Annotated in this window: 20 protein-coding genes; 9 read left to right on the top strand and 11 right to left on the bottom strand. The window is 63.2% G+C overall.

The features are described 5' to 3' along the window. Window positions 1-4: 4 nt before the first annotated feature. Together OK352_RS11470 and OK352_RS11465 are read right to left on the bottom strand one after the other, a co-directional pair. On the bottom strand, window positions 5-1,954 hold the full coding sequence (locus tag OK352_RS11470) for a glycosyltransferase (protein ID WP_265141619.1): 1,950 nt from the start codon (window positions 1,952-1,954) through the stop codon (window positions 5-7). Then, window positions 1,951-3,150: a glycosyltransferase family 4 protein gene (locus tag OK352_RS11465; protein WP_265141618.1), complete on the bottom strand. Its 1,200-nt coding sequence runs from the start codon at window positions 3,148-3,150 to the stop codon at window positions 1,951-1,953. The genes OK352_RS11470 and OK352_RS11465 overlap by 4 nt, the downstream gene beginning before the upstream one ends. A 190-nt stretch (window positions 3,151-3,340) precedes the next feature. Between OK352_RS11465 and OK352_RS11460 the strand changes: the two genes are divergently transcribed. Continuing rightward, a complete protein-coding gene (locus OK352_RS11460) occupies window positions 3,341-4,882 on the top strand; it encodes a lipopolysaccharide biosynthesis protein (RefSeq protein ID WP_265141617.1) in 1,542 nt (513 codons plus the stop codon). A gap of 1 nt (window position 4,883) precedes the next feature. On the opposite strand, the gene OK352_RS11455 is transcribed toward OK352_RS11460, so the two are convergent. Then, window positions 4,884-6,023 (bottom strand): glycosyltransferase family 4 protein, encoded by a 1,140-nt coding sequence (locus OK352_RS11455; protein WP_265141616.1) that lies wholly within the window; start codon window positions 6,021-6,023, stop codon window positions 4,884-4,886. A 93-nt stretch (window positions 6,024-6,116) separates the two neighbouring features. Between OK352_RS11455 and OK352_RS11450 the strand changes: the two genes are divergently transcribed. From OK352_RS11450 to OK352_RS11430, 5 genes are all read left to right on the top strand, one after another. Then, complete coding sequence (locus OK352_RS11450) at window positions 6,117-7,346, top strand: glycosyltransferase family 4 protein (protein ID WP_265141615.1); 1,230 nt, start codon at window positions 6,117-6,119, stop codon at window positions 7,344-7,346. Continuing rightward, window positions 7,330-7,587, top strand: coding sequence for a PqqD family protein (locus tag OK352_RS11445; protein WP_265141614.1), 258 nt, complete (start codon window positions 7,330-7,332; stop codon window positions 7,585-7,587). The genes OK352_RS11450 and OK352_RS11445 overlap by 17 nt, the downstream gene beginning before the upstream one ends. 111 nt (window positions 7,588-7,698) lie before the next feature. Beyond that, the gene (locus OK352_RS11440) at window positions 7,699-9,048 is read left to right on the top strand and encodes a glutamate-1-semialdehyde 2,1-aminomutase (RefSeq protein ID WP_265141613.1); all 1,350 of its coding nucleotides are present in this window, start codon (window positions 7,699-7,701) and stop codon (window positions 9,046-9,048) included. 28 nt (window positions 9,049-9,076) lie between these two features. Continuing rightward, complete coding sequence (locus OK352_RS11435; RefSeq protein WP_265141612.1) at window positions 9,077-9,853, top strand: glycosyltransferase family protein; 777 nt, start codon at window positions 9,077-9,079, stop codon at window positions 9,851-9,853. 10 nt (window positions 9,854-9,863) lie between these two features. Beyond that, a complete protein-coding gene (locus tag OK352_RS11430) occupies window positions 9,864-10,502 on the top strand; it encodes a PIG-L deacetylase family protein (RefSeq protein ID WP_265141611.1) in 639 nt (212 codons plus the stop codon). A gap of 58 nt (window positions 10,503-10,560) precedes the next feature. Here OK352_RS11430 and OK352_RS11425 read toward each other — a convergent pair whose 3' ends face one another. From OK352_RS11425 to OK352_RS11405, 5 genes are read right to left on the bottom strand one after another with little or no spacing between them, the layout of a single operon-like run. Continuing rightward, window positions 10,561-11,712 (bottom strand): nucleotidyltransferase family protein, encoded by a 1,152-nt coding sequence (locus OK352_RS11425; protein WP_265141610.1) that lies wholly within the window; start codon window positions 11,710-11,712, stop codon window positions 10,561-10,563. Then, entirely contained in the window at window positions 11,709-12,641 is a 933-nt protein-coding gene (locus OK352_RS11420) for a P-loop NTPase family protein (RefSeq protein WP_265141609.1), read from the bottom strand. The genes OK352_RS11425 and OK352_RS11420 overlap by 4 nt, the downstream gene beginning before the upstream one ends. Then, window positions 12,638-13,099 (bottom strand): lasso peptide biosynthesis B2 protein, encoded by a 462-nt coding sequence (locus OK352_RS11415; RefSeq protein WP_265141608.1) that lies wholly within the window; start codon window positions 13,097-13,099, stop codon window positions 12,638-12,640. The genes OK352_RS11420 and OK352_RS11415 overlap by 4 nt, the downstream gene beginning before the upstream one ends. Continuing rightward, on the bottom strand, window positions 13,089-14,240 hold the full coding sequence (locus OK352_RS11410; protein WP_265141607.1) for an asparagine synthase-related protein: 1,152 nt from the start codon (window positions 14,238-14,240) through the stop codon (window positions 13,089-13,091). The genes OK352_RS11415 and OK352_RS11410 overlap by 11 nt, the downstream gene beginning before the upstream one ends. Before the next feature lie 51 nt (window positions 14,241-14,291). Continuing rightward, window positions 14,292-14,426 (bottom strand): lasso RiPP family leader peptide-containing protein, encoded by a 135-nt coding sequence (locus OK352_RS11405; RefSeq protein ID WP_265141606.1) that lies wholly within the window; start codon window positions 14,424-14,426, stop codon window positions 14,292-14,294. A gap of 185 nt (window positions 14,427-14,611) precedes the next feature. Between OK352_RS11405 and OK352_RS11400 the strand changes: the two genes are divergently transcribed. Continuing rightward, window positions 14,612-16,447, top strand: a complete 1,836-nt coding sequence (locus OK352_RS11400) for an ABC transporter ATP-binding protein (protein ID WP_265141605.1) — start codon at window positions 14,612-14,614, stop codon at window positions 16,445-16,447. Here OK352_RS11400 and OK352_RS11395 read toward each other — a convergent pair. After that, window positions 16,395-17,012: a phosphatase PAP2 family protein gene (locus OK352_RS11395; RefSeq protein WP_265141604.1), complete on the bottom strand. Its 618-nt coding sequence runs from the start codon at window positions 17,010-17,012 to the stop codon at window positions 16,395-16,397. The two genes, OK352_RS11400 and OK352_RS11395, sit on opposite strands and share 53 nt — an antisense overlap. Window positions 17,013-17,226: 214 nt before the next feature. Continuing rightward, window positions 17,227-18,345: a glycosyltransferase gene (locus OK352_RS11390; RefSeq protein ID WP_265141603.1), complete on the bottom strand. Its 1,119-nt coding sequence runs from the start codon at window positions 18,343-18,345 to the stop codon at window positions 17,227-17,229. A gap of 378 nt (window positions 18,346-18,723) precedes the next feature. On the opposite strand from OK352_RS11390, the gene OK352_RS11385 reads away from it, so the two are divergent. Next, entirely contained in the window at window positions 18,724-19,662 is a 939-nt protein-coding gene (locus OK352_RS11385) for a glycosyltransferase family 2 protein (protein ID WP_265141602.1), read from the top strand. Window positions 19,663-19,803: 141 nt separating this feature from the next. On the opposite strand, the gene OK352_RS11380 is transcribed toward OK352_RS11385, so the two are convergent. Next, window positions 19,804-20,979 (bottom strand): polysaccharide pyruvyl transferase family protein, encoded by a 1,176-nt coding sequence (locus tag OK352_RS11380; RefSeq protein WP_265141601.1) that lies wholly within the window; start codon window positions 20,977-20,979, stop codon window positions 19,804-19,806. 254 nt (window positions 20,980-21,233) lie between these two features. On the opposite strand from OK352_RS11380, the gene rfbG reads away from it, so the two are divergent. Beyond that, window positions 21,234-22,331, top strand: a complete 1,098-nt coding sequence (gene rfbG / locus OK352_RS11375; protein WP_306387796.1) for a CDP-glucose 4,6-dehydratase — start codon at window positions 21,234-21,236, stop codon at window positions 22,329-22,331. Window positions 22,332-22,364 lie beyond the last annotated feature (33 nt).

Below are 22,364 nucleotides of genomic sequence, written 5' to 3'. Positions count from 1 at the left end.
TGAATCACGATGTCTGCACCGCCCGTGCGGGACCGCGCAAATAGAGCCGGAGTCGCGCCGCGGCAGACTGTCTTCTGCCATGAGGCAGGACGAGCGAGCGCACAAGGGAGCCGGCGATGACCCCGCCTCTGTAGATCTGCCAGCCCAACGCCCCATAGTGTTTTCGCTGGTACAGCTCGCCACTCGCGTGGAAGTGCCGTTCGCGAAGTGAGCCATCGTTACTTGTTGCTCCTCCGATGTGGGTGGCGTCGACGGGGGCGACGGCAATCGACCAGTCGCTGTCGACGGCGCGCTTCTGCCAGTCCGTCTCCTCCGCGTAGAGGAAGAACCGCTCATCAAAGTACCCAACGTGAGCGACCGCCTCAGATCGAAGCAGCAGCACCGAGCCGATGGCAAATCCGTGCGCTCGGTTGAGCTTTCCCAACCCGAGTGCCTCGAGCCAGGCGCGAACGGGATGCGGGAACGGCCACCACACGCGGGTGGATTGACCGTTTGATGGATCTGCTTGGGTAGCGCCGACCGCGGCGATGCGTGGTCGTGAATGCAACAGTTCGTGCATGACGGCCACATGCTCAGCGCTGATCCGGGCATCCGGGTTCAGCAGGAGGACATCGCGGGAGCTCAATCCGTTGTCCGCGAGCCAGCGCAATGCGACGTTGACGCCCGCACCGAAACCAAGGTTTCGGCCTGGATCGAGATAGTGCGCGTGATGGCGGTCCGCGACCTTGCGGGTTGCGGGCGAAGATGAATTGTCGACGATTGTGACGGAGAGCCGGCCATCAAGGCTGTGCAGTGCCCCGTCAAGCAAGTCGGGAGAGCCATAGGCGACCACGACGACGTGGGGTCCGCTGTCTCGGCCGAGGCTGTTTTCGCTCATGGTTTCGGCGTACAGCTCCCTGTGTTCCTGGGCGAGGTGCGGCCAGTTGAACGATTTCGCACGGTTGAGACCTCGGGCCCTGAGGTCGGTCCACGTGTCGACGGCCAGCGCCCGGGCGACTCCCTCGCTCAGCGCTCGCGGATCGCCCGGAGTCGCGAGAACGCCGACGTCCCCGAGCACATCGGGCAGTGCCCCGCTCCGGCTCGCAACCACCGGAACGCCGGACGCCATTGCCTCGACGGCCACGCGGCAGAATTGCTCAAGCCACCGCGGGGTATTCTGAGAGGGAACGGCGAGCACATCAAGCTCCTGGTACCTCTGAGCGAGTTCGGCATCCTCGGCGAAGCCGAGAAATGAGACCCGGTCAGCGATACCCAGCATGTCGCACAGCGCCACCAGGTCGGAGTAGGCATCACCTTCACCCGTAATGCGCACGTCCCACGCGGGATTCATGCTCGCCGCTCGCAGCAGCACGTCGCAGCCCTTGTGCGTTTCCAGCCGGCCCACGTATCCGACGACGGGGCGATTCGATGGAGTGCTTCGGTCGACCGGGGTGAACTGCTCGGTGTCAACGCCAAGGGGGATCACATGGCACGTGCCGCGCATGCCTTTTCGGCTCAGAATGGCACCCGCATCGCTATTGCACACGTATGCGCCGCTTGCGTGCTTCAATGCATAGGCCTCGAACCAGCGGAACGGTATGGGGTAGCGCTTCTCGATGTTCTGCGCGGAGTAGAAGATGAACGGCGTTCGCATTCTCCGGAGGGCGCGCAGTAAGAGAACCTCGGCGCTCGCCAGCGAGAATGGCTCTTCGTGGAGATCGATGATGTCCGGACGCTCCCCGAGAGCTCGCCAGAGGGGTATCGGATTGTAGAGGAAGGCATTGGGATGTCGTCCGAACGTTCTCACCCCGGCCGCGAACGTGTCGCCTGCCGTGTCGAACGTGACGTTCCGACCGCCTTCGTCCCAGCGGCGTGCGGAAAGCATTGTCACGTTGAGCCCGAGTCGTCTCAACTGCCGCTCCCGTTCGCGCCACGCGGTCACCACACCATGGTGGGCAATTCTGAGTACCTTCATCGTGATACCCGGATGTCCGTCAACACATCGGCAAACCGGTTCCATGCCCATTCCCAGTCACGCTTGTGGCTGCGAGTCAGCGCCCTATGGCGAAGGTCTGCGCGTAGCGTGCGGTCGCTGGCGACGCGGGCGAGGGCGCTGCACAGTTCCATCGGGTCGTCGGGCGAGACAAGCAGACCGGCATCACCGATGACCTCGGGAATGCCACCGACGCGCGCCGCGATGACGACGAGTCCCGTGGCGAGCCCCTCGCCGATCGTCAGTGTCGATGGTTCGCTCCATCGGGAGGGCACAACCAGAACATCTGCCGTCTGCAGAAGTCTGGGCAGACGGATGCGGTCGACGAACGGTATGAACCGGATGGAACTCCGGGCGTCGGCGGCTCGTTCGCGCAGCCGACGTTCGTAAGCGGAGAGTGGCGCGTGTGCGTCGAAGCCGTGGCTGCCGACGATGCGGGTGTCTAAGTCGTCGCGGGGCAGAAGCGCCACCGCGTCGACAAGGGTGTCCGCGCCCTTCTCAGGTATGGTGCGGCCGAGGAAGAGAACGCGGAGGAGGGCGGGCGCTGAGGTTTCCGAGGCGGGTGGCGGGGAGAACTGGGCGGTGTCTACACCGTTGGGAACGACACGGATGCGGTAGTGCAACGAGGGCGGAATGTGGGAGCGGATCTCGCCCGCAAGTGATTCGCTGACGCACAGGATGTGCGAGGCGCCGGAGGCGATGCGTTCGGCCTCAGCGTGGGAATACGTGCGGAAGACGTCGTTGTGAGCGTAAAGCACGGTTTCGTGATGGTGCGAACCGGCGAAGTCGGCGACGATGGGGGCGTTGTGTCCGACGATGATTCCGGGACGGGCAGTCTGGATTCTGGTGATGGCGGGTGCGTAGTAGCGGCGCGCGGCGGTGCGTGAGAGGCCGAGACGTGCGCGAGCCGTGTCAGCGGCGCGATGCGCGAACGAGGGGTAGTCAGGGCCCCTGAATTCGATGGCATTCGCCGATCGGTACCGCGGAGTGAACGTGCCGACTCGCACGACGACGTTCTGCGGAAATTTCGCGGTATCGCCGGCCAACCGTGCCCCCGTAGCGAGACCATGGACGACGGTCGGGATCGCTGATCCGGTGAGTGGTGAGAAGTGGTCCCCGGGCGTGATCACGTGATAAATGGGGCACACGGTGCGATCACGGGACAGAGTGGCAGACATAGAATCATGCTACGGGGAAAATGAGCATTACTCACATGCCCCAGTTCGGGGTCAATTCGCGCATCTCGTCGAGGTTGATGCGCGACTTCTGTGGGTGAGTGGAGACATGTGCCTCTAAGGTGGGGCCCGCGAACCAGTGACCTGAGGAATCCTCATCTGTATGCTAAGGCATCTGCGGACGGGAGAATCGGTGGACGAGAACACACCCATTAATCGCGGTGACATTCAGCGCCGGGCTGTGCAAGGGGTGAGCTGGACCCTCATCCACACCGTGGTTTCAATTCCTGTGGCTTTCATTGGCACACTGATCGTTGCCCGCGTGCTCGGAGTTGTCGACTTCGGTCGTCTGGCGTACCTGACGACGCTCATGGAAATTGTCGGTGCCGTGCTCTCTGCGGGGCTCGGTACGGCGCTAGTGCAATTCGGAGCCCGGCGGCACTCCACATCGCGTTATGGCGAGGTCGAGCACCTCCTGGCCATTTCGCAGGGCTTTCGACTCATCATCTTCGCTCCCTTGCTGATCATCGCCGTTGTGCTGGTCGTTGATGTCCCTCCGCCTCTTATGCTGATCGCGATCGTGTTCGGCATTCTGCTGCCCAACTACTTCGGCGAGGCTTCGTCTGGCTTGGCCATCGAGAATAAGACGGCGGCCGATGCAAAGCTCGCGATGGTGAGCAACCTCGTGACTCAGGCAGCCGTCGTCGCCGCCGTGCTGATCGTCGGTCAGGCGGATGCTGTCTGGGCAACGCGCATTGCAGCCGCAGGCCTCGCCGCGGTGCTCGCTCTGATCCCGCTGCGTGCGAGCTATCGACGTGCCGTGCTTCGCCCGAAGCTGCCCCGTCGATTCCCCACGGGATTCTGGTCCTTCGCGATTCCGACGGGCGTCTCATTGCTCGTTGCGCAGCTGGTCATGTCTCGCACCGAGGTCGTGATTCTCGAAGCGATGAGCACCCCCGAGGCTGTCGGCGTCTTCGCACTGGCGTTCGGTGTCGCGGGCAACGTCTTCGCCCCGGCTCGTGCGTTTACCGGGCCGCTCATCCCCGCGTTGTCGAGCTTGTCTGAGACGACAGACAGCACCACGATGGGTCGAGCTTTCGCGCGAACGCTGCGGGCATCGTCCACGGTCAGCGGCATCCTCATTGCGGGCGGCATCCCCGCAATCGCCGTACTGGTTCCGGTGCTCTACGGCACTGATTTTGCGGGTGCCGCACTTCCTGTCGTCGTACTTGGCTGCGCGGGAGGAATCGCTGTGGCGTCAACCCCGGTCATGGCCTTCACGCTTGCGCGATTGTCGGCGCGTCATCTCTTGGTCGTCAACGTTGTTGCCCTTGTCGTCAATGTCGCAGCAGCTCTTCTCCTGATCCCTCCGCTGGGGGTGTGGGGAGCCGTGTTCGCGAACATTGCCGGTGTGCTGACGCGGATGGTCATCTTGCTGGAAGGTGAGGCGCGCGCGCTCAAGATTCACCTGAGCACGGTGCTGCGAATGCTGATGCCTGTTGCCTGCGGAATCGCTGCCGCGTGGCTCTCGTGGGGTGTGGCGGTTCTGGCGCAGCTGCCAGCGGTTGTCGAGGCGTTCATCTGCGGCATCGTCGGCGTCGGCGTCGTCGTGATTCTGCTGCGGGTGTTCGGCACCGGGATCGACCCGGGAGACGCGCGGGCAATCCTCGATGGAATGCCTCGAGCGCTTGTGCCGGTTGCGCGTCCCCTCATCGCGCTGCTTACTCGACGCTGAATCAACAGATGGCGGAGTAGAGCGCCTCATAGGCATGAGTCGTATGTTCCCACGTGAACGCATCGACGCGTCGGCGGCCGCTCTCGGCGAGGGATGCTGCGTGCACGGGGTCGGCGAGAACATCGGCCAGTGTCGCAGCGAACACCTCGGTGTCAGTGGGATCGCACAGCAACCCGTCCACACCATGCGTGACGAATTCCCGAGGCCCGCCACGAGTTGTCGCGACGACCGGTGTTCCGGCGCGCCACGCTTCAAGTGTGGCGATTCCGAATGCTTCGAACCGGCTGGGAACGGCTACGATCGCAGCATCGCGCATCAGACCCGCCACCTGTGCACGGTCGAGTCGGCCGGGCAAGACCACTCGGTCGGCGATTCCCAGGTCCACGGCAAGTTCGCTCAGCACGGCGGACTCCGGCCCGTCACCGCCGATCACGAGGCTCACCTCGGGGCCGAGCCGCGCCCGGGCGAAAGCCCGGACGAGCAGGTCGAATCCCTTCACCTGCTGAAGGCGCCCGACAGCGGCAACATATCTGCCGGAGATGCCTGTAATCGGGCGGGGGGCCTGTGTCGCGTGCTCCTCGAGATCGATGCCATTGAAGACGACGGTGCCGTCGCCACGGGGGAGGCCAAAATGCTCTTCAAGGTCGCTCAGGGCGACGCTCGAACACCCGGTCACGGCGGCTGCTCGGCGTATGGCGGACCGCAGGCTCGTACGCGCCAGCTGGGAATGCTCGAACACGCCGGCGTCGTCGGCAAGCGTCTCGCCGTGTGAGGTCACGACGAGCGGCGTGCGGCGTCTTGCGGCAAGCGCATTCGCGAATGTTCCGTTCGGGCCGAAGCAGTGTACGTGAATGAGGTCGGGACGGAGCGTGTCGAACGCGCGATTCCACACTCGCCATGCCCCCGGTGCTGCTCTGACGAATCGCGCGATGTCGCGGACGGATCGTGAGGGCAAGGGGGCAGGCAGCCTCCACACCGGAATACCATCGAGCACATCGACAGCGAAGGATCCGTCACGGTCGATTGTCCACACGGCGACGTCGTGGCCTCTGCGATGCAAAACCGTGGCGACGTTCCGTACGTGCTCCTCGACTCCGCCCACGTGCGGTGCGTAGGAACTCGTCGCCAGTGCGATTTTCATGGAGGATGCCTTCCCGAAGACGAGGCGTGCGCCCCGAACGGGGACAACCATAGTTCGAAGTCCGTTGCTAATGTGAGCCCACAAGGAGGGCACATGAGCCAACGGTGCACACTTGTGCTGAGTCACACGGCGCAGGAAGGCGGTGCTGAGCTCGCCCTCGTCCGTCTCGTGCGTGTGCTTCGCGAACGCGGCAACGACGTTCGAGTGCTGCTCTTTGCACACGGACCGCTTGAGGTTGCGCTCGCTGAAGCCGACGTTCCGACAGCGGTGTGTCGCGTTGATGCTCGAGTGGCAACGGCATCCCGCGACGAGATCGGCAGAGGCGTTCGAACAGTGTCGTACCTGGGCGCTGCGTTGGGCTTCATCATCCGGCTTCGAGCTGTCATCCGCGAAAGCGGGGCGGATCTCGTCGTCGCGAACACGCTCAAGGCGGCTGTTTTTGCGGCAATTGCGTCCCCTCTTGCCGGGCAGCGCTGGGCGTGGCACCTGCACGATCGACTTGCCCGTGACTATCTTCCTCAGCGGCTCCGTGCAGTGATGCGCACGGTTGCGCTCATCGGGCCACGCGTGATCGTGGCCAATTCGAACGCGACTCGCGAGACTCTCCCCGTGCGCGCTCGACGCCGGACGGTTGTCGCCTATCCAGGGCTCGCCGACGAGGCTTTTATCCAGCGAGCGCCGGAATATCCGCGCGTCGTCGGGATCGTCGGGCGCATCAGCCCGACCAAAGGGCAGGGGCTGTTCGTTGAAGCGGCCCACGCCGTCTCGCGGACCCGATCCGGCGTGCGGTACCGGGTGGTGGGGAGCGCCCTTTTTGGCGAGGTGGACTACGAAGACAGTGTGCGCAACCTTGTCGAACGGCTCGAACTGACAGATCTCGTGGACTTCACGGGGTGGGCGCGCGACGTGTCCGATCAGATCGGCCATTTGAGCGTTCTGGTGCATGCATCTCCGGTTCCGGAGCCATTTGGTCAGGTCGTCATTGAAGCACTTGCCGCGTCTGTCCCCGTCGTTGCCACCGAATCCGGTGGCGTCGTGGAGATTCTCGATCCCGCCGCTGGAACGGTGGTGCCGCCGCCCACTGGATGGCGTTCGACTGACCTGGGTGTGCTTGTGCGCCCCAACGATCCCGCGGTGCTGGCAGAGGCGATTGGTGCCGTGCTTGACGATCCAACGGCCGCGCAGCAGCGTGCGCAAACCGCTCGCGCACTCGTGCGTGAGCGGTTTGCAATAACACGAACAGCCGATGTGGTGGAGGAAGCCTGGGCAGAAGCGCGGGGTAGGACGCCAACGAAGAGGAGACGATATGAAGCTGCGAACTGAGGGAGTCACCTGGCAGGAGATCGACGGAGAGCTCGTCATCCTAGACATGGAGTCTTCCGTGTATCTGACGACGAACGTCACGGGAGCTGTGCTCGCAAAGGAGCTGAGAGAGGACCGCTCGATGGAAGATCTCGTCGGTGCACTCACGGAGAAGTTCGGCGTCGATGCGGCTACCGCCGAGCAGGACACGAGCACCTTCGTGCAGCAGCTTCGTGACAAGAAGCTCTTGTACGAGAACTGACACCGTCACGCAGGGGGTACTCTGCTGTCCCCCTAAGTGAGGGTAGCTCATGTTTGCTGGCCCGGGTAATGTTTCGGCTATCCGGTGAATCAGCAGATGAGGGGAGTGGAAATGCCCGAACGCGAGCGGAATTTCGCCCAATCGAGTCGAGCCCAGACTCGCCTTCATGAGATGGTTCCCGGTGGAGCTCACACGAACGCCCGAGGCTCCGATCAGTTCCCAGACGGAATTGCTCCCATCATCGTCCGTGGCGAGGGCGCACGTGTGTACGATGTCGACGGGAACTGGTTTGTTGAGTATGGAGCTGGCCTGAAATCGGTCACGCTCGGCCATGGGTACGCACCCGTTGTGCAGCGGGTCTGCGAAGCGGCACGTTCCGGCGTGAATTTCACGCGACCGTCCGTGTGGGAGGTGCAGGCCGCCGAAAGATTTCTCGACATGGTTCCCACGGTTGACATGGTCAAGTTCGCAAAGAATGGCTCTGATGTCACGACCGCGGCGGTGAAGCTGGCACGAGCCGCTACCGGGAGAGACCTGGTCGCGGTCTGTCGGACCCAGCCGTTCTTCTCCGTTGACGACTGGTTCATGACGACGACCGCCATGTCCAGTGGGATCCCGCGTGCTGTCGGAGACCTGACCGTGTCGTTCGACTTCAACGACCTTGAGTCGCTGAGAACTTTGCTGGTGAAGCATCCCGGCCAGATCGCCGGAATCGTGCTCGAGCCCGCGACGGGGACGCGTGAGCCGCAGGCTGGCTTCCTCGAGGGAGTGCGCGAGTTGGCAGACCGCGATGGAGCTGTGCTCATCTTCGACGAGATGATCACCGGCATGCGGTGGTCATCCGCTGGCGCGCAATCGGTGTACGGGGTCACCCCCGATCTCTCCACGTGGGGAAAGGCTCTCGGGAACGGGTTCAGCGTCTCTGCCCTCGCGGGCGCACGCGAGATCATGGAGCTCGGAGGACTCAACACCGACAAATCCCGGGTTTTTCTCCTGTCCAATACGCACGGCGCTGAAACGACCGGCCTTGCCGCGTATCTCGCGGTCGCGGATTCGTATTCCGAGCGCGACGTCGTGGCGGAGATGGAAGCAGCGGGTGCGAAGCTGCAGATTGCGTTGCTCGACGCGATCGCGGCGGCGGGCATGAGCGACTTCATTAGCGTATTCGGGCGGGCCTCTGCTCTCGTCTTCGGTACGAGGGATGCTGCGGGCGCACCGTCGCAGGCATATCGCGCGCTTCTGCTGCAGGAACTTCTCCGTCACGGAGTGCTCTGCCAATCACTGGTGATTTCTGCCGCGCATACTGACGACGACATCGGCGTCACGGTGGAGGCGTTTCGACGTGCCTCCGAGGTATATGCGCGTGCGATCGAGTCGGGGACGACGGAGGGGCTCCTCGTCGGGCGGCCTGTAGCGCCGGCGATCCGCGAGTTCGCTGCTCCGCGCAAACTGGAGGTCTGAGATGAAGGTCGTATTGTTCTGCGGTGGCATGGGAATGCGAATCCGCGCCGACAACGACTCGTTGCCCAAGCCGATGACCATGATCGGCGATCGGCCCATGCTCTGGCATATTATGCGCTGGTATGCCTCACACGGGCACACGGATTTCATCCTCTGTCTCGGGTACGGGGCCGCAGCGATCAAGGACTACTTTCTCTCATATCGAGAGACGGGGTCGAACGATTTTCGCCTTTCGGATGGCGGCCGCACGATTGAGATGTTCGACACGGATATCTCGGACTGGACGATCACATTCGTCGACACCGGGCAATCGACAGCAATCGGCGAGCGGCTGCGGCGTGTCCGTCCGTACGTGGTGTCCGACGACGTGTTTCTCGCCAACTATGGTGACGGACTGTCGGACGTCGATATGAACAGCCTCATCCGTTCGCTCCCCGAGTCAAGCGTTGGCAGCCTTCTCGCGGTGCCGCCTCAGGACTCCTTCCACGTGCTTGGCTTCGGGACCGAAGGGCAGATGACGGGCATCGAAGCCGTCGCCGGAATGGACATGTGGATCAACGGAGGCTTCTTCGTGCTGCGGCAGGGAATTTTTGACTATCTCGAGCCGGGAGACGATCTCGTGATGAACGCGTGCACGCGGGCCGCTGCAGATGGCCGATTCACAGCGAACCGGTACACGGGCTTCTGGGCGTGCATGGACACCCTCAAGGAGCGCGCGTACCTGGAAGAGCTGCACGCAAGCGGTGAGGCACCCTGGGAAGTCTGGAAGAAGCGTAGTGCTGCCAGTATGCAGCTCGTCTCATAGCCGTGGCATCGTGAGTGCGCATCTGAACTTGGATTCGGGCCCGGTCACTGTGCTCGCTGTCGGGGCCCACCCAGACGACATCGAAATTGGATGCGGTGGCGCGCTGCTCAGTCTGCGCGGACGTGGTGACGCTGATGTTCGCACGTTGGTGTTGACGGGAACTGAGGAGCGACGCGCAGAGGCTTGTCATGGGGCACAGCTTTTTGGCGTCTCGCAGGAGCCGACTCTTCCCGGATTCCCCGATGCCCGACTTCCCGCTCATTGGGCTGCCGTGAAGGACGCCCTGCACGACTTTCGCGACCGCTCGCCCGTGCCCGACGTTGTTTTCGTTCCTCGCGCGGACGACGCGCATCAAGACCACGCACTCATTGGTGCACTTGCGCCGTCCGTCTGGCGCGGGCCGCTCTTGTTGCACTATGAGATTCCCAAATGGGACGGCGATCTGGGGCGCCCCAACACCTACCTGCCGATCGCGGATGATGTTGCCGCTGAGAAGGTCGCGCACTTGTGTGAGGCATTCCCCAGTCAGCACGCGCGTGCGTGGTGGGATGAAGAATTCTTCCTCAGCATCATGCGGATTCGCGGTGCGGAAGCATCGACGCGGTATGCCGAGGCTTTTGCCGTCTCCAAACTGACGATCTCGTTGTGAGCCCTGGCGCAGCTCGCGGACACGTTCGAGAGTGCGTGGCCCTCAGTCGCTCAGCTCACTACGCAGAGGGGGTAGCCGAGAGCACGTCGCGCAGATAGTCGCGGCGAGCGGCGGCGTCAGGAACGTCGTCATCGAGCGGATTGGCATCAGCTCCGTTTCGGCGCACTCGCGCTTCAATGCGGCGTACGTCTGCCCACTGCCACAGGGCAGAGCCGAGCGAGCCGAGTGCGGTGTCACGGGCGCTCGAGAACTCCAGCCCGGAAAGCGCAGGATCGTCGGGAAGGCCCGGAAAAGGGCGCGACGCATCGCGCAGCCGTGCGGTTCGGCCCGAGAACGTTGTGACGGAATAGGAGCGCAGCGTGGCGGGTAGGGGGAGTGAGACGCCGAACGTTCGCTCGACGCGTTCGAGCACCATCGCGACGGGGGTAGCGATGCGCGCATGTATCGCGTCTGAGGTCAGCCGCTGCCAGTGGATCGACGCGTGCTGGGTGCAGTGCAGAACATCGGCGACCCATACCAGCCGGTTGGCCCCGTTCTGCGCGGCATGGAAGGCGACGTGCAGCAGCAGATCTGTTGGGTCGAAAACGGGAACAGTGACGCCGGTTCCCAGGGTCACGTGCCGCACACGCGACAGCATCGTCGGCAGGTTGATGCGAAACGTCGAGCGCGCTCGTGGAGTGACAGCGATATCCCAGTGAACGTCGAAGGCAATTCCGGTGGGGCCGGTCATCGCCACTTCAGCACGTGAGAGGCGGCGCATCTCGGGCCAGTTGCGGTCAACCAACGAGAAACCGGATGCTTCGAGCACGGCCAGCGCCCGGGCAAAGTCCGCAGGATGCACGAATACGTCGACGTCCGTGTATTCCCGCATATCGGGGTACGGCCAGACGATGTCGCTGAGAACCGGGCCCTTTGAGACGGCCCAGCGTATCGTCGCGTCGGCGAATGCGCGCGAGACGGATCCCAGTTCGTGCCCAGCCTGCATGTGCCGAAGCAGCTGCTGGTGCCGCAGCGTGTTGAGGGCGGTCATCCAGGGATCGGCTTCGGTGCGGCCGTTCACCCGACGCCTGAGAGCGGGAAGGACACGGTGCATGCGGCCGGCATTCATGAGGGGGTGTCCGTCAATATCCGGCGGAAGAGGAGCGCCGCTGTTGGTGCCTGCAGCACTGTCGATGAGCAGCGAGGCGAGCGGGCGACGTTCGGGCGTCACGCGTCTGCTTCCGCAAGAAGAGCACTCGTCACGCCTGTGGGGAATGGTGGCCCCCAGGGGATATGTCCGATGAGCACGGGAACCTGCGTCGCCAACGACGAAGCACGCTCAAAGGTTCGTGTCAGCACTTCCGGTGCGCGCCACCCCATCAGGCGGGGGTACGACAGCAGTGCGAAGGCGGCGGCCTTTCCCGCGAGCCGCTCGAATCGCAGCGGCGATCCATCTCGCGTCGGTCGCGGAATCACAATTGCTCGCAAGGGGAGGTGCTCGGCGGCGGAATGCGTGGGAGCGATTACTCGGCGTTCGTCGGCGCTGAGTCGGAAGCGGGTATTGCTGATCTGAGCGATGAGCTCGTCAGTGCCAGTGCCCGTGCGCAAGCGAAGCTCGCGGGAGCCGCGTCGCACGACCGGGAACCCGTCAGAATCGTCGACGACGAGCACATCATCGGTGACGGCGCGGGCTCCTTCGGTGCAGAGGAGCGTCGCCATCGTGGTTTTTCCTTGGCCGGAGTGGCCGACAAACGCGATGGCACTTCCCTCGACGTCCACCGCGCTGCCGTGCAGGACAGGACAGCCGCGAAGATACAGGAGAAGTGACAGCAGGGTCCCCGTGGTCATGATTCCGTCCATGCCCGGGCGGGAGGCGCTGTGCATGCGGAGCTCGATCTCTGTCAGATCCGAAGAGATGAGGTAGTCGCATACCGAGTGCACGCGGAAGTGCAGGCGTCCGGTCGCATCACGAACGAGCGTGTACCAGGGCTCGTCCGTCTCGAAGTGCAGCAGCGTCTCGCCCTCGGGCTGGGCCGCCCACTGCTCGATGGGGAGGCCCGTTCGCACCGTCACGTCGGATGGCGAGTCTGAGGGCTCGGCCGCGTCGTGCAGCTCAAAATCTGCATCGAGTGCCAGCCCGTACAAGGTTGTGCTTGTCATGTCGTTACCGCCGTCGGTGAGGTGAGAGGTGAGTACTGTCCGGAGCCGTCTGGATCCAGGCTGACGCCGTGCACGTCTACCCATGCGTGGGCTGCGACGGTTCCGTCTGCTTTACTGACGCCGATGCGAAGCAAGGGGCGGTGATGCCGGAGAACGTAGCCTCCGACGAGAGCGCGGCGAAGGCACGTTCCGTTGAAAGGGCCGTGTCGCAGCACCCGCCATGCGGTGTCGAGCTTCTCGAGCTCGCGCGGCGTGAGCCCGGCCTCCGCGGGCGTCCCCGGCGCAGAGGCCGTGCCGTCCATGTCGACGTGCACAGCGCCGATGCGTGCAGCTCGGTGCACTCCGCCTTTTCGGAGAGCGACTTCGACGCGCGCAGCCATGATCGTGATAACGACGATGTCTGCCCAGCGTCGCGGGGGGAGAGCGAGCACCGTGCGAATGCGGCGGCTAAGCGACATCGGACACCACCGGTACATTGTTCTTATCAAGCCACGCCGCGTGCAGGTGCACAGCGGCCAGCGGCGACGGCATCGGACTGAGCCACGCGTGCCGCAGGGCCTCCGCATCGATGAGATCGTGGTCGATGCCCTCGCCTCGCCAATCACGAGCGAAGGAGTGTTCCAATTCAAGCCACCGTGTTTCATTGAACGCGGCCTTTGACGTGCGACTCAGTACAGCATCCGGAAGGAGATCATGAAAGAGATAACGCATCATCTGTGTGCGACTACCGAGTCCGAACATGCCTCCAGCGTGTTCGAGCGAGCGCACGAACTCGGCGTTCTCGAGGGGGTTGAGGGGAATGTGTCCATGGGCACGCACGACGGACTCGAAGTTCGAACGAGCGAGAACGGCGGGCCGTGTGCTCGTGTCAGACTTTAGCGAACGGTTCCACCGCAGAGGCTCGGGAGGCGAGTCGACGGCGGAGTAGAGGTGACGTCGGGCTTGGGGCGTCAGCCATGGCGAAGCCTCGGTCAATCGTTCTGCCAGTTGTGAGCGAACTTTTGTCTCGCGCATCAGTTGCCGGGCGGCGCGGAGTGATGTCCGTAGTCGACCCTGGCGCAGGGCGTCAGCCAACGGCGTGATGCGTCGCCCTTCGATGATCAGATCGCCGCCTTCTCCGGTGAGGATGGTTCCTGGCTCGAGTGTGCGGTAGATCGCGCGGTGCAGATGGAGCGCGGGGGGCCAGAGCAGTCCGTGCTGGCGAAGACTTTCGGTCGCCGCCTCACTGAGGAGCGACTGTTCACCGTGAAAGTTGACGACACGTGGCGACGACACAGCGAGATGATCCAGCACAAGCTCTTGCCATTCGCGCTCTTCACTCCGGGGGGCGTTACGGTGCCGGATGATGACTGGGACCGGGTCATCCGCGCCCAGCCGCCGTGCTTCTCGAATGGCGAGAGCGAGAACCGCTGACGAGTCTCGTCCACCAGAGAACAAGACGTAGACGGGCCGATCGGAGAACGCCGAAGCGACGACGCGCTCGAGGACGGTCCGGGGCGAATCGCGAACCTTACGCGTGTGCGGCGTTGCAATCGCGTGATCGGTCCAGGGGAAGGCATAGGTCTGCTCTTCCGCCGTGAGTCTGATGAACTGAGCCATGATACGACAGCGGCGAGAGGCGCGAGCGCCACTCGCCGCAGCCTCCGCTCGTTAGCGCGAACCTGCTGGTGATGACGATGCGCCCCAGAAATAGGTGCTGTCGTCCCAGTCGAGCGGCGCAATCGCGCCGAGCGTGATGTCGGAAAACCGGCCGACCTCCGTGATCGTCGGTGCTTCGTATGCCATGATTCTCTCCTCTGTTCCAAGGTTGTGCCTCGCCGAGAGTTCCCACGAGGTGCTCAAACGCTAGCAAACATGAGTAAGCCTCACAATAAAAACTCCAGGCAAAACGTGAAGAACCCTCGAATTGGGGGTGATGGATGTGGCCCGGGGCCTCGGCCTGGTGACAATCTCGTGGTTATGCTCGCCATGTGGCGATAGCAGAGGTTCCCGCGTCATCCAAGAGCCCTCGTCGGTTGTACCGGCTGGTGTCGTTCAGCCTGTCGCTTGTGTGGACCGCGTCGCGAAGCTCGTTCGTCTGGCTCGTCGTCTTGCAGCTTGCCGGAGCGGCCGTGCTGGCCGGCCAGGTGCTTGCCGTGCAATGGGTGCTGGCGGGCATCCTTGATCTGGGGAGTGAGTCGGCCTCGGTCAGCGCTCTTGTGCTTGCGGTTGTGGCACTGGCCACGCTGACGGCGCTGGGAGCCGTTGTCGGCTCTGTCCAGGGGTCACTCAGTCGTTTCGTCGGCGAGTCGGTCGCGCGGTCGATGTGGCATCGCCTGTTGGATGTCTCGACGGGCGTCGGGTTGAAGACATTCGAATCACCGGAGTTCTTTGACCGACTCGATCGCGTGCGCACCAGCGCTTTGACGCGCCCGTTTCTTGTGACAAACGGCGTGATTTCCGTCATTGGTGCGACGGCGGCTGGAATCGGGCTCGCCGCCACACTCGTCGCGTTCCACCCTGTCCTTCTTCCACTGCTAATGATCAGTGGGATCCCCGTGCTCTTCACAAGCCGCCGAGAGAGTCGGTTGGAGTTCCGTTTCAGCGTCGACCAGACGCAGCCGATGCGCCAGAGAGCGTACACGTCGCTCCTGCTCACCGGACGGGACGAGGCGAAGGAAATTCGGGCATTCGGGCTCGCCCGGACACTTCGCGCGAGGTTCGACCACATCTACGGGAGGTATCTCGTTGACTTGGGTCGGCACCTTCGCCGACGTGCAATGTACAGCGTGATCGGGCAGTTTACTGCGGCCCTGGTGCTGGGTGCAACATTGCTCGTGCTCGTCTGGCTGATCACTCTTGGTCAGATAAGCATCGCAGCCGCTGGAGCGGCTCTCGTTGCCGTGCGAATGCTCTCTTCGCAGGTGCAGGCGCTGGCCGGGGGTGTCCAGACCATCTTTGAATCGGGCCTTTTCATTGACGACCTGCGGGAGTTCATCTCGATGAATGCCGACGATCCGCACGGGAACACCGCTGCTGAGGCGCGCGAATTCTCTCGCATTGACGTCTCGGATGCGTCATTCACTTACCCGGGGCGCGACGACCCCGCCGTCGACGGGGTCAGCATTCGCATCGGCAAGGGTGAGGTCGTTGCCCTCGTTGGTGAGAACGGGTCAGGAAAGACGACGTTGGCAAAGGTCGTCGCGGGCCTGTATCCGGTTGACCGTGGGGGTGTTTTCTGGGACGGGCAGGATGTCGATACCCTTCCAGCGGGCACACTCCGCGCGAGCACAGCGGTGATATTTCAGGATTTCGTTCGCTATGCCATGAGCGCGTCGACAAACATTGCCTTCGGAAAACCGGATGCTGCGCCCGACATCGATGCCGTATGGGCTGCGGCTGCAGCATCCGGAGCCTCGGGGTTTCTGAGCGACCTTCCCGACGGCCTTGACACTCCGCTGACGCGCATCTTTGAGGGCGGTCGAGATCTGTCCGGTGGGCAGTGGCAGCGGATGGCGATCGCGCGCGCGTTTTACCGTGACGCCCCGCTCGTCGTCTTGGACGAACCGTCGTCGGCCCTCGACCCGCGGGCAGAATACGAGCTGTACTCTTCATTGCGCACGGTTTTGCGCGGCCGCTCGGCGCTCGTCATCTCCCACCGATTCTCGACGGTGCGAAACGCCGACCGAATTTATGTTCTCGATGAGGGCCATGTTACGGAGCAGGGCACGCACGACGAACTCATGCGCCTGGGGGGACGATATGCCGAGCTCTTCAGGCTTCAGGCCTCCGCCTACCTCTCGGATGACAGTGAGGAGGTGGCCTGACGCACTCCGAGGTGGACACCCAGACCAGGAGTGCCGTCGTCACCAGCGTGGCCGTCGTGAAGTAGGCGATCGTGCCCACGCTGACGCCCGCGAAGGGAGCCAACGCTGCCAGGCTGATCAGACCTGCAGCGGCAGCGCCGAACGGGCCGTGAAGATGTGCGCTGAAGCGGCGCAGTGAGGGAAGACGCGCACGGACAGCCCACGGGGCGATAATGCCTGACAGAGCGAGCCCGCCAAGCACGTCGCTGGGGCGATGAGCCAACGAAGTCACCGATGAGATGCCCACCAGCGTGACGCAGGCCGTGAGGCCGTACGCGGCCACGATGCGCGTATGGCTGCCAGGCAGCATCCGCACGACCATGATTCCCGCTAACATGCTCACCGCCACGTGGCCGCTCGGGTAGGTATTGAACGTGTAGCCGAATTCGCCGAAATACGGCCTGTCGAGCATGAGGTTTTTCAGCAGACCGCTGGCCGCGTACGCGCAGACAATGCCGCCAACGCCAGCAAGGGCGTCTCTCCAGAGGCCTTTCCGAATTTCGAAGAGGCCGAGCGTGACTGCCACGAAACCGAGGAGATATGGCGCGGCCCCACGCACCCAGCGAAGTTGTGCATCGGCCCATGGCGGGAGCCACGCGAAAACGCCGAGCCCGTAAGAATCAGCCAATTGGCCAGCAGGAGTGAGGACCGCTGCGACAAAGACCACCGCCAAAGCGACAGTGAAGCCGAAGCTCCATCCTCCCGCTCGCCTCAGGAGGCGCCGCCGATCGCTCTGGCGGTCAACAGCGCGCAAGCTCCTCATCGACAATCTCGTGTATTCGAGCCACGAAACGGTCTTCTGAGAAGGACTCTGAGTGGGCGATGATCCTGCGGGCTGACCACGGAAGCCGAACCATATCTTCCACAGCCCTTGCAATCGAGTCGACGGTAGGAGCTTCAAAGAAGACTCCGGTGACGTTCTCCACGACGGTATCGAGATAGCCGCCGTCACGCAGTGCCGCTGTCGGTCGCCCGAACCCCGCGGCTTCGAGAGGCGTGAGCCCGAAGTCCTCGTACGAGGCGGCAACGAGTCCAGAGCAGTTTTCGTACAGCCAGCGCAACTCGCCGTCGCTCACACGGCCGAGCAGATGAGTTCGTTCGGCGCGCGCTGCGACCGATTCGAGGTGTCTGCGCCCCGGCCCCTCACCGACGACGACGAGGTTGAGATTGGGCACGCGGGACACCGCCTCGATCACCCTGTCGACGTTTTTGTACGGCAGCAGTCGCGCGACGCAGAGAATGAACGGCTGTCGGACGTGCGGGATCGGCTGCGACGCAGCGGCGAGTGCCGACATTGCCGGGGGAGGGGGAAGCACCTCGGCTTCGATGCCGTACACCTCGGCGACAGCGCGCTGAATGATCGTCGAATTCACCACGTAGCGGTCAGCGGAGCGCGCCGCCTGCTGGTCCCAGGCTCGCAGCTCGGGCCCGACGATGTCCGCGACGGCTTCGATCGTACGTGAGCGCAGGCTACGGCTGCTGTTCGACCCTGCGTAACGGTCCGCCTGGTAAAGCCAGCGCGCCGGGGCATGGCAATACACGATCTTCCGGCCGGTCGACTGGATGCCGTGGGCCCACCCGCTTGAGCTGGCGACGAGCACGTCGGCATCGACGCGGCAGCGTGAGACGGCGTCCTTGAGAAAGGGCAGCGCGAGACGGTGATGCTGTCGGAGCATCTTCCATCGGTTGATCGGCATCGGCTTCACATCGATCGCGCCGAACTCCGGGAATGTGCCACTTGGGTTGTAGAGAGTGGTGTGCAGGGGGAGCTGGGGGTATGCGCGTGTGAGCGTGAGGGCCACGCGTTCGGCTCCTCCGCGTTGCGTCACATAGTCATGTGCAAGGGCAATGTTAGCCACGGGTAGTCCTCTCGAATTCGGCGAACCGAGTGAAACTCGAACATGAGAAATGCTCATGTATGGTAATTCGAGATTACGTTTGATTCGAGGGAAGGGCATGCCCCCAATGTGAGGGTGAGGGATCCTCATGTTTTAGCTTAGGTGAGTTGTGGGGTGTTGCGGGCGGCTTTCGCGTGGCGCTGTAACCACTTCACGGGGCATATCGCGGTCACGCGTATACATGAGGACACCTCACGTATTAGCCTATGGGTAGGAGGCGAAATGTGCCGCGGCTGGCGGGGCGCTCCGCGACCCACCAGGGGGTGCCACTCTGGGACCTGGTCGCTGTTCAATCCGTGTCGAGGCATTCACGACCACAAGGCTGCACCTGGAGTACTCATGACGCGCTTGACTTTCGGAATCCCGGTTTATAACGGCGAACGGTTCCTCCCGGCTGCACTCGATTCGGTGCGTGCCCAGGACATCGATGACATTCGTGTCGTGATTTCTGATAACGGCTCCACCGACGGAACGCAAGAGTATTGTCGGGCTGCCGCTGGCGAGGATGACCGCATCGAGTATCACCGGTACGACGAGAACAGCGGCGGCATTTGGAACTTCGGCAATGTACTTGCGCTGGCGAAGACAGAGCTGTTCAGCTGGATGGCGGCGGACGACATCAAGCTCCCGGGTTTTGCGCGCCACACGATCGAGGCGCTTGATCGAGCCGGTCGCGACGCCGTTTTTGCGTGCCCGCGCACACAGATCATCGATGCAGACGGTGTGGTTTTCGAGGATCTCAATGATCTGTCCATGGGGCTCGATGCTGCCGCTCCTCACGAACGAATCCGCAACCTGCTTCGCGCTCAAGCGTCGCACCCGATGTACGGTGTCATGCGGCTTGAGGCATTGCGCAAGACGCGGGGAATTCGCTCGAGTCTTGGCGACGATGTCGTGCTGCTTGTCGAGCTTCTCTGTCAGGGGACGATGGCTCTCGCTCCGCAGCAGCTTTTTTGGCAACGTCGCCACGATGCTCAAGTGTCTGTCCACGGCGTGGCGTCGACGTCGTGGTTCGCGCCGGGAACGAAGGCTAATCGTTCGTTTGCCGAGACGCGAACGAATATCGAGCTCTACGGCGGAATCGCGCACAGCACTCTCGGGGCGTGTGAGAAAGTACGGTGCTGGTCTGTGCTCGGCCCTTCGTGGGTTTTCCCACGGTGGCGAGCCGTCGCTCGTGACATTGCGAATGCGGTGGGAATCGATCCTGGCACCGGGCGGCTGAGGGCTCAGCAGGCCAGACGGCGTTCTGTATCTCCTCAGCGAATGCGGTCGACGTGAGCGATCGGGCTCGCTCGGCACCAGCTGGAGTGTCAGTGCTGTGCGGGACCGCGGGGTCCTGAGCCTGTCTTCCCGGCGTTCGGTTTGGGGCGGTCATCGCATTTCGGTCGCGCACGGCGAGGCAAGCTACAGTGCAGAAGGCTAGCCCAATGTGTGCGAGCGACGCGAGATCGTGACAAGCGCGTCTTCCCAGTTCCGGTCGAGTTGTCGACGAGCCCGTGCCAGGCCTTCCTCGATTCGAGCGCTGAGGTGTCGCTGGTGCGCTATCGATTCGGAGACGAGTGCGACGACGTCAGCGGGATCAAATTCCGACGAATCCCGATGAACCTCGGGCAGTGAGAACTGTCTGAGTATGTGGCGGTGTTTCTCGCTGTACCCGATCGACACGATGGGGGTGCCCGCCAGCAGGCCCATGATCAGCGTGTGGTAGCGCGCAGCGATGACCGTACTCGCTTCAGACATGACGACTGTGAGCTCGTGCGGGGTCTTGGCCTTGCTGAGGGTCACGGCATCGGAGGGGAAGTGGGTTGCAATACATTGGGCTGTGGGAACATCATCATCGTCACCGGCGACGATGGTCACGTGGTAGCCCTCGGCGCATAGGCCATCGACGAGGCGTACGCACCGTCGCAGGTATCCATCGCGTGCGCTCGGGTCATCGCCGTAGACGCCGTCGTAATCCAGGACCCCGACTACGACGTGACGAGGGTCTCGGACCGGAGCGCGCGGCGGTTCGAGCGACAGAGCCATATCGGTCACAACGGGGTCGCCTGCTCCTGCGTGCAGCCCGGTCGCGACCATATTCAATCGCGAGCGCTCATCCCGGTAGGAGCGGTATGCGGCGAGGCGCCCGCTCTCGCGGACAAACATCCGCGTCACTCTGCTGTGTGCACGGTCGACGCCGATGTTGAGCAATACGAACGGGCGCCGAAGAGTGCGGCAGGCGAGGCCGAGTGACCATATTTCGAACGGTGTGCCGAACGCTCCGGCGTGCTCGAGACCGCCCGTGCCGACGATGACGACGCTATCCAGTGCACGAACGCGACGAAGCGCCCCGCACAGATACGACGCGCGGTTCTTCGCGATCGAGATCGACTGTGACAGTTTGGCAGCCCCGTGCGCCGCATATGCGGGAGGCCCGATGGACGACGCGGGGAGTCCGTGGAGGCGAGAGGCTTCGTGCGGGTTATTCGTGAGGATGAGCGGCTCGAATCGAACCGAGTCGAGTTGATTGAGGAACGCCGTGAGCGTCGCCTCGTTGCCATAATTTCCGTGCCCGAAGACGCCCCACAGACCGACACGGGTGACGGTGGTCATCGGCTCAGCTCTGTGGGGACATCAGGCTCACCATCCGGTCGATGGTGGACGACTAACCGTGCGTTCATGATTGCCCCATCTTCGGGTACGAAGTTCTGTGCGGCGCGGAAGACGTGCCACGTGGTGACGAAAGAATTTCAGCATACTATGAGGATTCCTCAGATATAACAGTTAGGTGCACGTGAATTCTGTCTCTTGGCTGGGATGTTTTCTGCCCCCAATTGCGGGTACGGCAGGGGTCCCTGCACGCGAGAATGTCGTACGGTTGCAAGATGGCAGGATATTTTGAGGAACGCTCAGTTTTTGTGACTGGGAATACAGGCTTCAAGGGTGCCTGGCTTTGTCTGCTGCTCGACCGCCTCGGGTCTCGTGTGCACGGGTACGCTCAGCAGACCTCGAATGACTTTCTCTTTCATCGTGCCGGGGTCTCATCGATTCTTGAGCATGATGAGCGCGGCGACATTCGCGACGTCGAGCAGCTCACGGCGAGCATAAAGCGATCGGGCGCTGAGATCGTGTTGCATCTCGCCGCGCAGTCGGGCGTCCGCGAATCATACGCGACACCCCGCGAGACATTCTCCGTCAATGTCGACGGCACTCTGGCCGTTCTTGATGCAGCACGCCGCGTCGAGTCTGTGCGCACGGTGGTCGTGGTGACGACAGACAAGGTGTACCGAAACAATGAGTGGCAGTGGGGGTATCGGGAGCAGGACATGCTGGGCGGAGATGACCCGTACAGCGCGAGCAAAGCGGCGGCGGAGCTGGCAACGCACTCGTTTGCCGTTTCATTTCCCCGAGAAGGATTGTCGATTGCAACAGCTCGGGCGGGAAACGTCATCGGAGGTGGCGACGCGACACCCGACGCGCTGGTGCCCGAGCTGATCGATGCCTTCCGCAGCGGTCGTTCGGCATTGCTCCGTCATCCGAACGCTACGCGACCGTGGCAGCACGTCCTCGAGCCCCTCACTGGATACCTCAGGCTCGCAGAGGTGCTTAACCCATCGTGGCACGATTCGGCGTGGAACTTTGGGCCCTCGACAGACCACGCTGTAACTGTCGGTACAGTCGCCGACGAGATGGCGAGGCTGTGGGGTGCCGGAGCGTCATGGTCGGCAGTTGCCGACGAGGGCCCGCATGAGGCCGGCCTGCTCATGGTGGACTCGGCACGCGCGCGGCACCATCTGAATTGGGCCCCCACGTTCAGCGTGCGCGAAGCGCTCGAGTACACGGTCGACTGGGAGAAGTCCGTCGACGGAGGGGCCTCGACGCGCAGCGTCACGGAGCGACAGATTGACGACTATCTTGCGGTGGCGGGGCGTCGCGCCGCCGCGGGTATCGGCCTGTCGCGCTGAGTAACAGCATCCGCATTTCGATTCATCAGAGAC

Origin of the sequence: Microbacterium sp. MPKO10 (assembly GCF_026107415.2) — a bacterium.
GTDB lineage: Bacteria > Actinomycetota > Actinomycetes > Actinomycetales > Microbacteriaceae > Paramicrobacterium.
Note: the sequence above shows the minus strand (reverse complement) of the source record. Positions and strands in the feature narration are given on the sequence as shown.

What these genes read in the sequence shown, in the direction of transcription:
- OK352_RS11440 (WP_265141613.1), top strand. Translation starts at nt 7,699, where the DNA reads ATGCCCGAACGCGAGCGGAATTTCGCCCAATCGAGTCGAGCCCAGACT.
- OK352_RS11380 (WP_265141601.1), bottom strand. Translation starts at nt 20,979, where the DNA reads ATGACCACCGTCACCCGTGTCGGTCTGTGGGGCGTCTTCGGGCACGGA.
- OK352_RS11415 (WP_265141608.1), bottom strand. Translation starts at nt 13,099, where the DNA reads ATGTCGCTTAGCCGCCGCATTCGCACGGTGCTCGCTCTCCCCCCGCGA.
- OK352_RS11470 (WP_265141619.1), bottom strand. Translation starts at nt 1,954, where the DNA reads ATGAAGGTACTCAGAATTGCCCACCATGGTGTGGTGACCGCGTGGCGC.
- OK352_RS11465 (WP_265141618.1), bottom strand. Translation starts at nt 3,150, where the DNA reads ATGTCTGCCACTCTGTCCCGTGATCGCACCGTGTGCCCCATTTATCAC.
- OK352_RS11385 (WP_265141602.1), top strand. Translation starts at nt 18,724, where the DNA reads ATGACGCGCTTGACTTTCGGAATCCCGGTTTATAACGGCGAACGGTTC.
- OK352_RS11420 (WP_265141609.1), bottom strand. Translation starts at nt 12,641, where the DNA reads ATGACAAGCACAACCTTGTACGGGCTGGCACTCGATGCAGATTTTGAG.
- rfbG (WP_306387796.1), top strand. Translation starts at nt 21,234, where the DNA reads ATGTCGTACGGTTGCAAGATGGCAGGATATTTTGAGGAACGCTCAGTT.
- OK352_RS11450 (WP_265141615.1), top strand. Translation starts at nt 6,117, where the DNA reads ATGAGCCAACGGTGCACACTTGTGCTGAGTCACACGGCGCAGGAAGGC.
- OK352_RS11455 (WP_265141616.1), bottom strand. Translation starts at nt 6,023, where the DNA reads ATGAAAATCGCACTGGCGACGAGTTCCTACGCACCGCACGTGGGCGGA.
- OK352_RS11435 (WP_265141612.1), top strand. Translation starts at nt 9,077, where the DNA reads ATGGGAATGCGAATCCGCGCCGACAACGACTCGTTGCCCAAGCCGATG.
- OK352_RS11405 (WP_265141606.1), bottom strand. Translation starts at nt 14,426, where the DNA reads ATGGCATACGAAGCACCGACGATCACGGAGGTCGGCCGGTTTTCCGAC.
- OK352_RS11445 (WP_265141614.1), top strand. Translation starts at nt 7,330, where the DNA reads ATGAAGCTGCGAACTGAGGGAGTCACCTGGCAGGAGATCGACGGAGAG.
- OK352_RS11410 (WP_265141607.1), bottom strand. Translation starts at nt 14,240, where the DNA reads ATGGCTCAGTTCATCAGACTCACGGCGGAAGAGCAGACCTATGCCTTC.